Origin of the sequence: Xanthomonas sp. F10, assembly GCF_014206815.1 — a bacterium.
In the GTDB taxonomy this organism is placed as follows: Bacteria; Pseudomonadota; Gammaproteobacteria; order Xanthomonadales; family Xanthomonadaceae; genus Xanthomonas_A; species Xanthomonas_A indica.
This window is the reverse complement of the sequence record NZ_JACHNP010000002.1, coordinates 23,767-39,176: the sequence shown is the minus strand read 5'-3', so window position 1 is coordinate 39,176 and position 15,410 is coordinate 23,767. Positions and strand designations below refer to the sequence as shown.

The window sequence follows — 15,410 nt, the reverse complement described above, 5'->3', positions numbered from 1 at the left end:
GGGCCCGGGGCGCCCTGCGCGGCTCAGGAACTGAAGTAGGCCTCGGCGATGGCGTTGTGCAGGTGGCCGAGGTGGGTCTGGATCTCGTCCATGAACCCGGCCGGGTTGTGCGCGGCCAGGTAGGCCGGGTCGGCATTGCGCACCAGCCCGCTGATGCGCATCAGTGCGCGCTCCACCGGCGGCCGCGGCGGCATGGTCGGCAGGATGTGCTGGGCGCGCACCAGGCAGAACTGCACGCTGCGCGGGAAGTCGTTGTTCTGCAGCAGGAAACGCAGCGCCTGCTCGCCGGTGACGCGCTGCCGCACGTGGCGGCGGTACATCTGGTAGGCGGCCTGGGCACGCAGCACGCTCATCCACTGCATGGCCTGGTAGGCCTCGCGGTCGTCGGCCTGGCGCGGGGTGATCAGGCCCGAGGCGCCGGCGTCGATGATGCGCGTGGTCATGTCGGCCTGCTCGATCGCCGTGCCCAGGCGCAGGAACTGGAAGCCGATGTCGCGGCTGACGTTGGCGGTCAACAGCCCGGACACCTTCAGGCAGGCATCGGTGACGTGGCCCAGGAACTCCATGCGGTAGCGGCGGCCGACGCTGCGCTCGCCGTTGGCGTCGATGTGCAGATGCAGGTCGTTGACCGCTTCCCAGATCTCCTGCGGCAGCGTGTCGCGGATGCTGCGCAGCAGTTCGCGGGCGTAGCGCACCGAGCTGCGCAGCGAGGACGGGTTGCGCTCGTCCAGCAGCAGGAAGCGCACCACGTCGGCATCGCCGACGTCGTCGCCGGCATTGGGGAACCACAGCGCGAAGATCTCGCCGGCGCCTACCGTGTCGATCATCGGCCGCCAGGCGAAACGCACCGAGCGCGGCAGGTCCAGTTGCAGCAGGCTGCCCACTCCCACCAGCCGCGCGGTGGTCTCGGCGCGGCGCACGTAGCGGCTGAACCAGTAGAGGTTGTCGGCGACGCGCGAGAGCATCAGTCCAGCTCCTCGTCCAGGTCCACCACCCAGGTGTCCTTGGCGCCGCCGCCCTGCGAGGAATTGACCACCAGCGAGCCCTCCTCCATCGCCACCCGGGTCAGCCCGCCGGTGGTCACGTAGACGTCCTCGCGGGAGAGGATGAACGGGCGCAGGTCCAGGTGCCGCGGCGCCGGCCCGGCCTCGGTCACGATCGGCGCGGTGGACAGGCCCAGGGTCGGCTGCGCCATGTAGTTGCGCGGGTCGGCCAGGATCAGCTTGCGGAACTGCTCGCGCTGGCGCGTGGTCGAGCGCGGGCCGATCAGCATGCCGTAGCCGCCGGACTCGTTGGCCGGCTTCACCACCAGCTCGTCCAGGTGCTCGAGCACGTACTGGCGGTCCTTGTCGTCGTGGCACAGGTAGCTGGGCACGTTGGGCAGGATCGGCTCCTCGTCCAGGTAGTAGCGGATCATCTTCGGCACGTAGGCGAACACCACCTTGTCGTCGGCCACGCCGGCGCCCGGCGCATTGGCCAGCGCCACCTTGCCGGCGCGCCAGCTGCGGATCAGCCCAGCCACGCCCAGCACCGAATCGGCGCGGAACGCCTCCGGATCCAGGAACAGGTCGTCGACCCGGCGGTAGATCACGTCGACCCGGCGCGGCCCGTACACGGTGCGCATGTAGGTGCAGTCGTCGTCGGCCACGAACAGGTCGTCGCCCTCGACCAGTTCGATGCCCATCGCCTGCGCCAGGTAGGCGTGTTCGAAGTAGGCGCTGTTGAAGATGCCCGGGGTCAGCAACGCGATCACCGGCTGGTCGCCGGGGCGCGGCGACAGCGCCGCCAGGGTGTCGTAGAGCTGCGCCGGGTAATCGTCCACCGGCAGGATCGCGCTGGTCTCGAACAGCTCCGGAAACACCCGCTTGGCGACCATGCGGTTCTCGAGCATGTACGACACGCCGCTGGGGATGCGCAGGTTGTCCTCCAGCGCGTACAGGGTGCCGTCGGCGTCGCGCACCAGGTCCGAGCCGCACACGTGCGCCCACACGCCCAGTGCCGGGGCGATGCCCACGCACTGCGGGCGGAAGTTGACCGAGTGCTCCAGCAGCATCGCCGGGAACACCTTGTCCTTGACGATGCGCTGGGCGCCGTAGATGTCACCGATGAACAGGTTGAGCGCGCGCATGCGCTGCTTCAGCCCAGCCTCGGTGCGCTGCCACTCGTGCAGCGGGATCACCCGCGGGATCAGGTCGAACGGCAGGGTGCGGTCGACGTTGCGACCGTCGGAGTAGACGGTGAAGGTGATGCCCATGACCCGCGCGGCGACATCGGCGGCGAGCTGGCGTTCGGACAATTCGCGTCCACTGAGGCTGGACAGGTACTCGATGACCCGGCGCGCGGCCGGACGTGGCTGCCCATCGGACTGGATCAGCTCGTCGAAGGTGGCCGTGCGGTACTTGCTCCAGTCCATCGCGCCCCTTGTTGCTGTGGGCCGGCGGCGAACGGCGCCGGCATGTTGTCCCGCAACATGCCCGCAGTCGTGACGGCCGTCAAGCCGCCGGCGGCGGGACGGTGTCCGGGGCGCGGCGGATGCGCGCGCTGTCCATGAACATCGCGTCGCTGGAGGCCTGGAACACGCGCAGGTCGAAGTTGGGCAGGATCGCCAGCAGGTGGTCGAACAGGTCCGCCTGGATCTGCTCGTACATCGCCCAGCGCGTGTCGTTGGCGAAGCAGTACACCTCCAGCGGCAGGCCGTTGGCGCCCGGCTCCAGTTGCCGCACCAGCAGGGTCATGTCCTGGCGCACGTGCGGGCTGGCGCGCAGGTAGTGCTCGACGTAGGCGCGGAAGGTGCCGAGGTTGGTGATCCGGCGGCCGTTGATCGGCGCCACCCCGCGCTCGGCCAGCGCGCCGTTCCAGGCGTCGAGCTCGGTGCGCTTGCGGTCGATGTACTCGCGCAGCACGGTCAACTGCCGCATCTGCTCGATCTCGGCGGCGTCGAGGAAGCGCACGCTGTGCTGGTCCAGGTACAGCGCGCGCTTGATCCGGCGCCCGCCGGCCTCGCTCATCCCGCGCCAGTTCTTGAACGAGTCGCTGATCAGTTTCTTGGTCGGGATGGTGGTGATGGTCTTGTCCCAGTTCTGGACCTTGACCGTATGCAGCGCGATGTCGATCACGTCGCCGTCGGCGTTCTGCTGCGGCATCTCGATCCAGTCGCCGACGCGGACCATGTCGTTGGAACTGATGGTGACGCTGGCCACCAGCGACAGCAGGGTGTCCTGGAACACCAGGATCAGCACCGCCATCATCGCGCCCACGCCCGACAGCAGGATCACCGGCGACTTGTCCACCAGCACCGACACCATCAGCACCGCCGCGACCACGCCCAGCACGATCTTGAGCAACTGCATGTAGCCCTTGATCGGCTTGTTGTGCGCGTCCGGGCGCCGCTCGTACACGTGGTTGAGCAGGTCCAGCACGCGCGACAAGGCCAGTGCCACGGTCAGCACGATGAAGGCGGCGCAGACGTTGCGCACCACGCTGACCATCGCCGCCGGCAGATGCGGCACCGCGCCGATGCCCAGCGACAGCACCAGCGCCGGGATCACGTTGGCCAGGCGCGGGATCACGCTCAGCTTCACTTCCTTGTCGCTGAGCACGGTGGCACGCAGTGCCCGCCGCAGCCCGCGCAGCAGGATCCGCTTGGTCACCCAGTTGGCCAGCCACGCCACCAGCAGCAGCGCCACGATCACCATCGCGTCGTAGGCCCAGGGATACGGCGCCAGGGTGTGCTGCAGGTCGGCGAAAAACGCCGCGCCGGGCAGCGCCGACGAGGCGCTGGCGAACGGCAGCAACGCCTGCACACTCATGCGCGGCTGCGCTCGATGATGACCCCCACCGCCTGCGCCCCGCGCACCGCGCCCGGCTTGCTCAGCTTCAGCCGCAACCAGCGCACGTCGAATTCTTGCAGCACCGCTTCCGCGCAGCGCTCGGCCAGCGTCTCCACCAGCCCGTAGCCGGACTGCTCGACCAGTTCCACCAGGCGCTTGCTCACCGCCTTGTAGTTGAGCGTATCGGCGATGTCGTCGCTGGCCGCGGGCTTGCGGTTGTCGAAGCCCATTTCCAGATCGAAGCGCAGCGTCTGCCGGATCCGCCGCTCCCAATCGTAGATGCCGATCAGCGCGTCGATTTCCAGACCTTCGATGAAGACTTTATCCATTGGGAGCAGGGATTGGGGAATGGGGATTCGGGAATGGTAAGAGCAAAGGCAAAAGCGGGACGTGAGCCGCTTTTACGATTCCCGATTCTCCATTCCCGACTCCCGCGCTGCCGCCAGCGGCGGCAACGTCGCCATGTCCCAGCGCGGCGTCACCTGCACCGCGGCTGCGGCATCGTGCAATCCGGCCTGCAGGCGCAGGGCGCCGGCGAAGGCGATCATCGCGCCGTTGTCGGTGCACAGCGCCGGGCGCGGAAAGCAGGCACGACCGCCGCGCGCCTGCGCCGTCGCCTGCAGCTTGGCGCGCAGGCGCAGATTGGCGCCGACGCCGCCGGCGACCACGATGGTGTCGCTGCCGGCCGCCTCCAGCGCGCGCTCGCACTTGATCGCCAGCGTGTCCACCACCGCATCCTCGAAGCCGCGGGCGATGTCGGCGCGCACCGTCTCGGACTGGTCGCTGTCGCGCCAGGCCAGCAGCACCTGGGTCTTGAGCCCGGAAAAGCTGAAGTCCAGGCCGGGCCGGTCGGTCATCGGCCGGGCGAAGCGGAACCGCCCCGAGGTGCCCTGCGTGGCCAGTGCCGCCAGTTGCGGGCCGCCCGGATATGGCAGCCCCATCAGCTTGGCGGTCTTGTCGAAGGCCTCGCCGGCGGCGTCGTCCAGGGTCTCGCCGAGCAGGCGGTAACGGCCGATGGCCTCCACCGCGATCAGCTGGGTGTGGCCGCCGGACACCAGCAGCGCCACGAACGGCGGCGCCGGCGCCCCGTGCACCGGGTCCGGATCCTCCATCAGCGGCGCCAGCAGGTGGCCTTCCATGTGGTGCACGCCGATCGCCGGCACCTCCAGCGCCCAGGCCAGGGCCCGGGCCACGCCGGCACCGACCAGCAGCGCGCCGACCAGGCCCGGCCCGGCGGTGTAGGCCACCCCGTCCAGGTCGCGCACCCGCAGGCCGGCCTCGGCCAGGGTCTGGCGGATCAGCGGCAGCAACTTGCGCACGTGGTCGCGGCTGGCCAGCTCCGGCACCACCCCGCCGTACTCGGCGTGCAGGGCGATCTGGCTGTACAGCGCGTGCGCGCGCAGCGCGGCCGCGCCGGAGCGCGTGGTGTCGTAGACGGCGACGCCGGTTTCGTCGCAACTGGATTCGATGCCGAGAACGTTCATGGATGCATTGTGGGGCCGAATCGGCGGCAGGCCAAACGCGGCGCTTGCAGCGGCGAAATCTGTCGCTATAATGTGCGGCTCGCCGGGCCTGACCCGGTCACCATTGTGTCCCGGAGATTCCATGCCCAGCGTTAAAGTCCGCGAGAACGAGCCCTTCGAGTTTGCGCTCCGTCGCTTCAAGCGCACCTGCGAAAAGGCCGGCGTGCTGGCCGAAACCCGCAAGCGCGAGTTCTACGAAAAGCCGACCCAGGAACGCAAGCGCAAGGCCGCTGCCGCGGTGAAGCGCCAGCTGCGTCGCACCTCGCGCGACGTCACCAAGCGCCAGCGTCTGTACTGAGGATCGCGGCCTGCGGTAGCGGGATGTGCCGGTTTCGGCACCCGCTACGGTAAGCCCACGAAGCCGGCACGCGCAAGCGTCGCCGGCTTTTTGTGCATCTCCTGCTTGGACCAGGCGATCCGCCCTCGCGGAGTATCGGCCCCGTCCCCTGATCCCTCGGCACCCGCGTGCCGCCTCGGCCGCACGGCCTGCGCCAGCGCGCTTGCCTAGAATGCCCTTCCCCCTTTTCTCTTCCCTGTGGAGCCCCTCATGACCCTCAAGCAGCAGCTCACCGACGACATGAAGGCCGCGATGAAGTCCGGCGACAAGCACAGCCTGGGCGTGATCCGGCTGATCAACGCCGCGATCAAGCAGAAGGAAGTGGACGAGCGCGTGGAGATGGACGACGCCGCGGTGATCGCGGTGATGGACAAGATGGTCAAGCAGCGCAAGGACTCGGTGAGCCAGTACGAGGCCGCCGGCCGCGACGATCTGGCCCAGGTGGAGCGCGAGGAGATCGTGGTGATCGAGCGCTACCTGCCGAGCAAGATGGGCGAGGCCGAGATCGTCGCCGCGATCCAGGCGGCGATGGCGCAGACCGGCGCCGCCAGCCCGGCCGACATGGGCAAGCTGATGGGCGTGCTCAAGCCGATGCTGGCCGGCAAGGCCGACATGGGCCAGGTCTCGGTGCTGGTCAAGCAGCAACTGGCCGGCTGACGCTCCCGAGGGGCGCGCGGGCGGCGGGCTTCACCCGCCTTTCGATGCCGGGCTGCTACAACGCCCGGCAAGCCCGCGCCCTCCTTCAGCGCGCAGTGCGGGACCGGCGTTGCGACGCCGCGCGCCGAAGGTCCCGCGCCCATGTCCCTGCCCCTGTCGTCCGATCGCCTGCACAAACATCTCGCCCGCCTGCAGCAGAGCCTGCCGGCCGCGCTGGTGCGGCGCTTCGTCGAGATCGACGTGATGACCCAGTCGGCCTCGCTGTCGTTCTACGCCCTGCTGTCGCTGGCGCCGCTGCTGGTGCTGCTGCTGTGGCTCACCGCCTCGCTGTACCCGCAGGCCCAGGAGGCGCTGATCGCGCAGATCGGGCAGCTGGCCGGACACGGCGCGCGCGAGGTCGCGCAGACGGTGATCGACAATGCCAAGAACCAGCCCAACATCGGCTCGCTGGCCGGGCTGTGGAGCACCCTGCTGCTGTTCGTCGGCGCGACCGCGGTGTTCGCGCAGCTGCAGAACGCGCTGAACCTGATCTTCCGCACCGACAAGCAGCGCCTGGACGGCATCATGGCCTGGCTGAAGAAGCGCGTGTTCTCCTTCGGCGTGGTGCTGGGGCTGGGCTTCCTGCTGCTGATCTCGATGATTCTGACCACCGTGCTGCAGGTGGTGTTCGCGCGGATGCCGTCGCTGCTGCCCGCGGTCGGCTACGTCTCGACCCTGGCGATCTACGTGCTGGCCTTCGCCGTGCTCTACCACTACCTGCCCGACCGCCGGGTGCAATGGCGCCAGGCCATCATCGGCGGCGCCATCACCGCCTGCCTGTTCGTGGCCGGGCGCTATGCGATCGGCCTGTACATCGCCACCGCCGCGCCGGGCAGCGCCTACGGCTCGATGGGCGCGCTGGTGATCCTGCTGGTGTGGATCTACTACGCCACCGTGGTGTTCTTCGTCGGCGCGCTGATCACCGCGGTGATCGACGAGCGCCTGCGCTCGCACAGCAAGCTCGTCGCCGCCGGGATCGACCCGCGCAACGCCGCGCAGGCACCGCCGACGTCCTGACCGCACGGCGCTGAACCTCACAGGCAGCGCGCCCAGCGTGACGGCGCACGCGCGTGGCATCCTATGCGGATGGCCCGCATCCCCGACGCATTCATCGACGACCTGCTCGCCCGCACCGACATCGTCGAGGTGGTCGGCACGCGCGTGCCGCTGAAGCGCCAGGGCAAGGAATACGCGGCGCGCTGCCCGTTCCACGACGAGCGCTCGGCCTCGTTCACGGTGTCCCCGACCAAGCAGTTCTACCACTGCTTCGGCTGCGGCGCGCACGGCACCGCGATCAGCTTCCTGATGAACTACGACCGCCTCGAATTCCTCGACGCGGTCGACGAACTGGCCAAGCGCGCCGGCATGGAAGTGCCGCGCGACGCCCAGCAGCGCGGCGCCGCCCAGGCCGCCGGCGACGACCACCGCGACCTGTACTCGGCGCTGGAAGCGGCGGCCAAGTTCTTCCAGCGCCAGTTCGACGGCAGCGACAAGGCGCGTGCCTACCTGGACGGCCGCGGCGTGGATGCGGAGAACCGCGCACGCTTCCAGATCGGCTATGCCCCGGACGGCTACAGCGCGCTCAAGGATGCGCTGGGCACCGACGAGCGCCGGCTCAAGCTGCTGGACCGCGCCGGGCTGTTCTCCAAGAACGACCGCGGCCACGTCTACGACAAGTTCCGCGACCGGGTGATGTTCCCGATCTTCGACCGCCGCGGCCGGGTCATCGCCTTCGGCGGCCGCGTGCTCGACAAGGACGACGGCCCCAAGTACCTGAACTCGCCGGAGACCGCGCTGTTCCACAAGGGCCGCGAACTGTACGGCCTATGGCAGGTGCGTCAGGCCAACCAGAAGATCGAGCGGCTGATCGTGGTCGAGGGCTACATGGACGTGGTCTCGCTGTTCCAGTTCGGCGTCACCCAGGCGGTGGCGACGCTGGGCACCGCGACCACGCCGGACCACGCCGAACTGCTGTTCCGCAACGCGCCGGACGTGTTCTTCTGCTTCGACGGCGACGCCGCCGGCCGCCGCGCCGGCTGGAAGGCGCTGGAATCGGTGCTGCCGCGGATGAAGGACGGCCGCCAGGCGTTCTTCCTGTTCCTGCCCGATGGCGAGGATCCGGACACCATCGTGCGCAAGGAAGGCGCCGCGGCCTTCGATGCGCGGCTGGTCCAGGCCACGCCGCTGTCGCAGTTCTTCTTCGACGAACTCTCGCGCGAGATCAACCTCGGCACTCTCGACGGCAAGGCACGCCTGGCCGAACGCGCGCGGCCGATGCTGGCGCAGATTCCCGACGGCGCCTTCGGCGACCTGATGCGCCAGCGCCTGGCCGAACTCACCGGCATCGGCGCCGCCGCACCGGCGGCCGCCAGCGCCGCGACGAGCAGGCCGCCGCCGCGCGTGCCGCGCCCGGCACACAAGCGCAGCCTGGTGCGCGAGGCGATCGTGCGCCTGCTGCAGGCGCCGTCGCTGGCGCTGGACCTGCCGCCGCCCTACCCGTTCGCCGGCCTGCGCCTGCCGGGCATCGAGCTGATGATCGAGTTGCTGCAGATCGTGCATGCGCGCCCGGAAATCACCACCGGCGCCCTGCTCGAACACTTCCACGAACGCGAGGAACTGGCCGCGCTGCAGAAGCTGGCGGTGCAGGAGATCGCCGGCGAGACCGCCAGCTGGCGTCAGGAGCTGCACGACGTGGTCGTGCAGCTGGAAAAGCAGACGCTGCAGCAGCGCCTGGACGAATTGCAGGCCAAGCAGCGCGCGCAAGGCCTGGACGACACCGACAAGTACGAGTTGCGGGAACTGTTGAAGGCGCGCGCGGGGCTGCATTGAGTCCGTACAGGGTTCACTGAAAAGGCGGCGATCCGCATGACAGACCGCCACCTCCAACCACGCCTCGTCCGGGCTATGCCGACGTTTGCGCCGGTGCCAACGCCGCCGTCGCGTCTGCCTCCAGCCTCTTCCACTCCACACCCTTCGCTTGGATGCGCGCGACCAGCGCATCGAGCAGCGCATCTGCCTCCAGCGGCTGCGTCTGCGCCGTGGCACCGGGCGGAAACACCGGCTGCAGCCAGTTCGCGATCAGCGCCTCGTAGGCCTTCGTGTGCTGGAACGCCACCTGCTGCAGGAAGGTCTTCAGGTCGGTCGGAGGACTACCGCTGGGCGTTCCCGCCAACGGCTGATTGGCAATCTGCGTGTAGGAGACGCCCGATGCCCAGGCCTGCACGATGGCCGCATTCACCGCCAGATCGACATCCGAGATGGGCGTGTTGCCGTAGAGCGTCTTGATCTGCCGAAGCATGGCAATGACCCACGCATGCGGTACCGCGTCCAGGGTATTCCACATATCGCGGTTCCAGGCCCGGTAACCGTTGGCAGGCGTGGCCGGCAACAGCTGCGTGCAGAGGCTGGAGAACGCCGCGTTGCCCGGCGTTGCGCCTGCAGTGGGATAGCAGTACACCGCGTTGTATCCGTCGAGCTTGCCTGCCTGCTTGAGCCACGCCGCAGTGGTCGGCGACAACGCGCCACCGAGGCTATGGCCGGCGAAGATCACCGTGGCATCGTTGCTCGCATTGCTCTGCAGGAAGCTGCACAAGGTGGTGTTTGGCGCCTTCGCAGTACCCGGACTCACCATGTTGAGCAGATGCCATACGCCCAATGCGGTACCCATCGAGATCACCGCGGCATCCTGCGGGATCGGCTTGGATGCCCTGGTCGGCATGGCACTGGCCAAGGGGTCGTAGGTGGAGAAGTCGACCACCGACGCAACGTCGAAATCCTCGACCAACCAGTCGTAGGAGGACTTCGGGTTGGTGGCGCAGATCGCCACCACATAGACAGCGGTGGAGAAGCCAGGCATGTCCATGCACTTGGCGACGAACATCGCGTTGTCCGAAAGATCGGAGTGTTGCCCCTGCCACACCTGCGGCCCCCAGACCAATTCCCAGGCCCCGATCGTCTGCTGCGCGGCCGTCGACTTCAGGGTATCCAACAACATGCGCTGGTAATCGGATTGCAGCGCAGGGGCAGTGCCGGTGCGCGTCCCTACCCAATTGGCCAAGCTCGAAAGCGCAAACACGGTCTGATATTGATCGTATTGCATGTGCGTGCTCCTGATCCCGGAGAGCGGGAGTCGATGGCGCACGTGCGGCGCGGCATCGTGCCCGACGCGCTCCCCCAATCGGACGGGCCGAGGCAATCTAGCAAGCCGCCGCGACACGCATTCGATCGAAACCGCCAGCACCGCAAGATGTCTGCGAGTTGTCTACGCCGTGCGTCCGGATTCGCGTGCGGGCGCCATGCTTCCTAAAATGCACACTCCCCGCCGCCCGCCCCCCAATGATCAAGTCCTGGCTCGCGCGCCTGCGCATCGAACCGTTCACCCTGGCGCTGCTGTGCACGGTGCTGCTCGCCTCGCTGCTGCCGGTGCAGGGACGCGCGGCGTCGGTGATGGACGTGGTCACCGACCTGGCGATCGCCGCGCTGTTCTTCCTGCACGGCGCGCGGCTCTCGCGCGAGGCCATTGTCGCCGGCGCGCTGCACTGGCGCCTGCACCTGACCATCTTCGCCGCCACCTTCATCCTGTTCCCGTTGCTGGGCCTGCTGTTCAAGCCGCTGTCGCACTGGCTGCTGACCCCGGACCTGTACATCGGCGTGCTGTTCCTGTGCGCGCTGCCGTCCACGGTGCAGTCGTCGATCGCCTTCACCTCGATGGCCGGCGGCAACGTGCCGGCGGCGGTGTGCAGCGCCTCGCTGTCGAGCCTGCTCGGGGTGTTCCTGACGCCGCTGCTGATGGGCCTGCTGGCCGGTGCGCAAAGCGCCATGGCCAACCCGCTGGAGGCGATGGGCAAGATCATGCTGCAACTGCTGGTGCCGTTCGTCGCCGGCCACCTGCTGCAGCGCTGGATCGGCGGCTGGGTCGAGCGCCGCCGTGCGGTGCTGCGCTACACCGACCAGAGCACCATCCTGCTGGTGGTGTACACCGCGTTCAGCGCCGCGGTGGTCGAAGGCCTGTGGCGCAAGACGCCGCTGCCGGCACTGCTCGGCGTCGCCCTGGTCGGCGCCCTGCTGCTGGCGCTGGCGATGACGCTGATCACCTTCGGCGCGCGGCGCCTGGGCTTTTCGCGTGAGGACGAGATCCCGATCGTGTTCTGCGGCTCCAAGAAGAGCCTGGCTACCGGCGTGCCGATGGCCAAGGTGCTGTTCGCCAGCGGCAGCCTCGGCGCGATCGTGCTGCCGGTGATGATCTACCACCAGATCCAGTTGATCGTCTGCGCGGTGATCGCGCAACGCTACGCGCGTGCGAAGGCGGAAGCGATGCCCTAGCGAGCGGCAGACAGCAGTCGGCCGCCCATCGCGCCGGTGCGACCGCGGGCGAGCCGCCCTCCGCGGCACCGGTGATCGCGGCATATGCAGATGCACAGCCGGCATGTGCAAGCGCGGCAGGGGCTACGTACAGTAGATGGCCGGCACGGCCGGCGCCGTGCGCCCCTCCCCACCCGGTGCCCCCATGAGCCGCATGTTGCGCCGTTCCGCGACGATCTCCGCCAGCCTGGCCACGCTGCTGGCGCTGGGCGCCTGCCAGCAACCGCCAACGCCCGCCGCGCCCAAGGCCACCACGCCGGCACCTGCCACCGACAGCGCCGGCATCGCCTGGCGCGAGGGCGACGTCGACGACGCCTTCGCCGAAGCGCGCGAACACGACAAACCGGTGCTGCTGTACTGGGGCGCAGCTTGGTGCCCACCCTGCAACCGGCTCAAGGCCACGCTGTTCAAGGACCCGGCGTTCATCGCCCGCACCCGCGCCTTCGTCGCGGTGCACCTGGACGGCGATTCGGAAGGCGCCCAGGCCTGGGGCGAACGCTTCGGCATCAAGGGCTATCCGACCATCATCGTGCTGCGCCCGGACCGCACCGAGATCACCCGCCTGGCCGGCGACAGCGACACGCAGCGTCTGGCCGAGGCGCTACGTGTCGCCGCGACCCGCACCACCACCTCGGCGCAGTTGCTGCAGCAAGCGCTGAAGGCGCCGGCCACGCTCGGCGCCGACGACTGGACCCTGCTCGGCGAATACGGCTGGGCCGTGGATGCAGCGCAATTGGTCAAGCCGGGTGAGGCGGCCGACGTGCTCACGCGGCTGGCCGCCGCCGCGCCGCAGCCGGCATTGCAGCGCCGTTTCGCGCTGCAGGCGTTGGCGGCGCAGGATCCGGCCAAGGCTGCCACCGTGGACGCCAGGCACCGCGCCGCCGACCGCGCGCTGCTGCAGGCGGTGCTGGCCGATCCGGCCGAGGTGCGCGCCAATCGCAGCACGCTGACCTATGCGGCGCGCGAACTGGTGCAGGCCGCGGCCAGCGACGCCGCCGAACGCAGCGCACTGTCGAGCGCGCTGACCCATGCACTGGACCAGGTCTATGCCGACGGCAGCCTGCCGATCAGCGATCGCCTGGACACCGCCGCTGCGGACATCGCCCTGGCGCGCCTGGCGCAAGGCCAGCCGGCCGAGGCCGGCGACGGGCCGCAGCCGCCGCTGCCGCCCGCGGTGGTCGCCAAGGTGCAGCAGCGCGTGCAATGGGCCGAGCAGGCCGCCAAGACCGACGACGAACGCCAGTCCACGATCAGCACCGCCGCCGGCCTGCTCGACGCGGCCGGCGACAGCGCCGGCGCCGAACAACTGCTGCTGGCCGAGCTTCAGCGCAGCAAGACCCCGTACTACTACATGCCGGAACTGGCCAGCCTGGCCGAGGCGCGCGGCGACAAGCAGACGGCGCTGTTCTGGCTGAAGAAGGCCTACGAGAGCGCGCAAGGCCCCGCCACCCGCGTGCAGTGGGGCGTGCTCTACGTCGACGGCCTGGTCCGGCTGCAGCCGGACAATGCGGCCGCGATCGAGGCAGCCGCCGGACAAGTGATTGGGGAATTGGCCGGCCAGCCCGACGGCTATCACCAGCGCACCCGGCAGCGCTTCGATACCCTGGCCAAGGCCCTGCAGGCCTGGAGCAAGGGTCATGACGGCCGCGCGGTGCTGGCGCGGCTGCAGCAGAAGATGCAGCAAAGCTGCGGCAGCCAGGCGCGCGACGGCTGCCAGCATTGGCTGGGATGAGGGCACGCGGCGCGTAACGCGCGATGACCCGTGCAACGCGCCGGCGGCCGCCGCTGGTCCTCTGCACGGCCGCCATTCGCTGGAGATCCTGTGCGCCGCGGCGCGATTGCCTACGCCGCACGATGGACCGTAGGCAGGCCTCGCGCAGCGGCGCACCATGGCGCGCGCCGTGCGCTCGACCGTTTCCGATCAGGCCGCCACGCGGACCGGCGCCGCTGCCTGACCGGCGCCCTGGCTGCCGGGGCGGCGGCCGCTGCCGGTATGCGCATTCAGGCCCTGCGCCTGCCCTTCCAGCGCGCGCGCAGCCTCGGCCATCTTTTCGACCAGCGCCGCGTTCTGCTGCGTGGCGGTGTCCATCTGCACCACGATCTGGTTGACCTGGCCGATACCGGCGCTCTGCTCGCGGCTGGCGCCGGCGATGTCGGTCATGATGCGCTGCACCTCGCGCACCGAGCCGAGCAGTTCTTCCATGGTGGCGCCGGCGCGCGCGACCAGCGCCGAGCCGCGATCGACCTGCTCGCTGGACCCGGCGATCAGGCCGCGCACTTCCTTGGCCGCGTCCGCGCAACGCTGGGCCAGGCTGCGCACTTCGGTGGCGACCACGGCGAAGCCGCGGCCCTGCTCGCCGGCGCGCGCCGCTTCCACCGCCGCGTTCAGGGCGAGGATGTTGGTCTGGAACGCGATGCCGTCGATCACGCTGATGATGTCGGCGATCTTGCGCGAGGCGCTCTCGATGCCGGCCATGGTCTGCACCACGTCGCGCACCACCTCGCCGCCGCGCTGGGCGACGTCGCTGGCGCCGTCCACCAGGCGGTTGGCATGGCCGACGTGCTCGACGTTGCGCTGCACGGTGCCGGTGATCTCTTCCATCGAGCTGGCCGCCTCTTCCAGCGCCGCGGCCTGCTGCTCGGTGCGCCGGGCCAGGTCGCTGTTGTCGTCGACCATTTCCGCCGCCGCGGTCTGCAGGGTGTGCGCGGCCTCGCCGAGCTGGCGCGCGGCATGGATGTCCAGCAGGGCGCCGACCGCGCGCAGCGGGGTGCCGTCGGCGGCGCGCTTGGTCAGGCCGCGCGCGCGGAACCAGCGGTACTCGCCATTCTTCAGCTGCAAGCGGTATTCGATGTCGAAGCCGGTGCGGCCGGTACGGTCGTTGAGGTGCGCGGCGAATGCGTTGAGCGCGAACTGCGCGTCCTCCGGGTGCAGACGCGAGGACCAGCTGTCGAGCACGTTGGGGAACTCGGCCTCGGAGGCGAACCCCAGCAGCGAGCGGAACTGCGGCGACCACCAGAACTCGTTGGACGGATTGATCGGGTCGCCGGCAATCACGCTCATGTCCCACAGGCCGTCGTTGAGCATGTCCTGGCCCAGCTCGAAGCGCGTCAGCACGATGTCCAGGAAGGCCTCGCGCTCGCGCCGCTCGGTGATGTCGGTGAGCGCGCCGGCCACGTGCAAGGGCGTGCCCTGGGCATCGCGCTGCGTGGTGCCGATCGCGCGGAACCAGCGGTACTGGCCGTTCTTCAGCTGCAGGCGGTAGTCCACGTCGTACGGGGTCTGGCCGCTGCGGTCGCCCAGGTGCGCGGCGAACGCGTCCAGCGTGGCCTGCTTGTCGTCCGGATGCAGGCGCGAAGCCCAACTGTCCAGCACGTTGGGAAAGTCGAGCTCGGAGGAGAAGCCCAGCATCGCGCGGAACTGCGAGGACCACCAGAATTCATTGGCGGGGTTGATCGGATCGCCGGCGATCACGCTCATTTCCCACAGGCCGTCGGTGGTTGCCTTGGTGACCAGGTCGAAACGGACGCGCATCTCGTCCAGGTTGGCGAGGGCGCTGTCGGCCTGCGCACGCGCGCGGTCGCGCTCCGCCTCGGCCTCACGCAGGCGCTCCATCAGTGCCTGCAGCTTCGCCGCGTCTTGCTTGCTCTTGCCCCACATACGTG

13 protein-coding genes are annotated in these 15,410 nt (G+C 69.4%); 6 read left to right on the top strand and 7 right to left on the bottom strand.

The annotated features are described in order from the left end of the window. Positions 1–23 precede the first annotated feature (23 nt). The 5 genes from FHR56_RS11775 to tsaD form a co-directional block, all read right to left on the bottom strand. Positions 24–965 carry an alpha-E domain-containing protein gene (locus FHR56_RS11775; protein WP_160945705.1) on the bottom strand — a complete coding sequence of 314 codons (942 nt, stop codon included), beginning with the start codon at positions 963–965 and terminating at the stop codon, positions 24–26. Next, entirely contained in the window at positions 965–2,413 is a 1,449-nt protein-coding gene (locus FHR56_RS11770; protein WP_160945706.1) for a circularly permuted type 2 ATP-grasp protein, read from the bottom strand. The genes FHR56_RS11775 and FHR56_RS11770 overlap by 1 nt, the downstream gene beginning before the upstream one ends. A 79-nt stretch (positions 2,414–2,492) precedes the next feature. Beyond that, positions 2,493–3,809, bottom strand: a complete 1,317-nt coding sequence (locus tag FHR56_RS11765; protein ID WP_160945707.1) for a mechanosensitive ion channel domain-containing protein — start codon at positions 3,807–3,809, stop codon at positions 2,493–2,495. Continuing rightward, positions 3,806–4,159: a dihydroneopterin aldolase gene (folB, locus tag FHR56_RS11760; protein WP_160945708.1), complete on the bottom strand. Its 354-nt coding sequence runs from the start codon at positions 4,157–4,159 to the stop codon at positions 3,806–3,808. The genes FHR56_RS11765 and folB overlap by 4 nt, the downstream gene beginning before the upstream one ends. 72 nt (positions 4,160–4,231) lie before the next feature. Next, entirely contained in the window at positions 4,232–5,314 is a 1,083-nt protein-coding gene (tsaD, locus tag FHR56_RS11755) for a tRNA (adenosine(37)-N6)-threonylcarbamoyltransferase complex transferase subunit TsaD (RefSeq protein ID WP_160945709.1), read from the bottom strand. A gap of 121 nt (positions 5,315–5,435) precedes the next feature. Here tsaD and rpsU point away from each other — a divergent pair, with 121 nt between their 5' ends. The 4 genes from rpsU (at position 5,436) to dnaG (ending at position 9,215) form a co-directional block, all read left to right on the top strand. Next, complete coding sequence (gene rpsU / locus FHR56_RS11750; RefSeq protein WP_003465342.1) at positions 5,436–5,651, top strand: 30S ribosomal protein S21; 216 nt, start codon at positions 5,436–5,438, stop codon at positions 5,649–5,651. Positions 5,652–5,900: 249 nt separating this feature from the next. Then, positions 5,901–6,347, top strand: coding sequence for a GatB/YqeY domain-containing protein (locus FHR56_RS11745; RefSeq protein WP_160945710.1), 447 nt, complete (start codon positions 5,901–5,903; stop codon positions 6,345–6,347). A 141-nt stretch (positions 6,348–6,488) separates the two neighbouring features. Further along, positions 6,489–7,403, top strand: a complete 915-nt coding sequence (locus FHR56_RS11740) for a YihY/virulence factor BrkB family protein (RefSeq protein WP_160945711.1) — start codon at positions 6,489–6,491, stop codon at positions 7,401–7,403. A gap of 69 nt (positions 7,404–7,472) precedes the next feature. Beyond that, positions 7,473–9,215 carry a DNA primase gene (dnaG, locus tag FHR56_RS11735; RefSeq protein WP_160945712.1) on the top strand — a complete coding sequence of 581 codons (1,743 nt, stop codon included), beginning with the start codon at positions 7,473–7,475 and terminating at the stop codon, positions 9,213–9,215. A 73-nt stretch (positions 9,216–9,288) separates the two neighbouring features. On the opposite strand, the gene FHR56_RS11730 is transcribed toward dnaG, so the two are convergent. Beyond that, on the bottom strand, positions 9,289–10,485 hold the full coding sequence (locus tag FHR56_RS11730; protein ID WP_160945713.1) for a lipase family protein: 1,197 nt from the start codon (positions 10,483–10,485) through the stop codon (positions 9,289–9,291). 236 nt (positions 10,486–10,721) lie between these two features. Here FHR56_RS11730 and FHR56_RS11725 point away from each other — a divergent pair, with 236 nt between their 5' ends. Both FHR56_RS11725 and FHR56_RS11720 read left to right on the top strand, forming a co-directional pair. Next, on the top strand, positions 10,722–11,708 hold the full coding sequence (locus tag FHR56_RS11725) for a bile acid:sodium symporter family protein (RefSeq protein WP_184502627.1): 987 nt from the start codon (positions 10,722–10,724) through the stop codon (positions 11,706–11,708). Between the two features lie 184 nt (positions 11,709–11,892). Then, positions 11,893–13,479, top strand: coding sequence for a thioredoxin family protein (locus FHR56_RS11720; RefSeq protein WP_160945714.1), 1,587 nt, complete (start codon positions 11,893–11,895; stop codon positions 13,477–13,479). A 189-nt stretch (positions 13,480–13,668) separates the two neighbouring features. Here FHR56_RS11720 and FHR56_RS11715 read toward each other — a convergent pair whose 3' ends face one another. Further along, entirely contained in the window at positions 13,669–15,405 is a 1,737-nt protein-coding gene (locus FHR56_RS11715) for a PAS domain-containing methyl-accepting chemotaxis protein (protein WP_160945715.1), read from the bottom strand. Between the last annotated feature and the right edge of the window lie 5 nt (positions 15,406–15,410).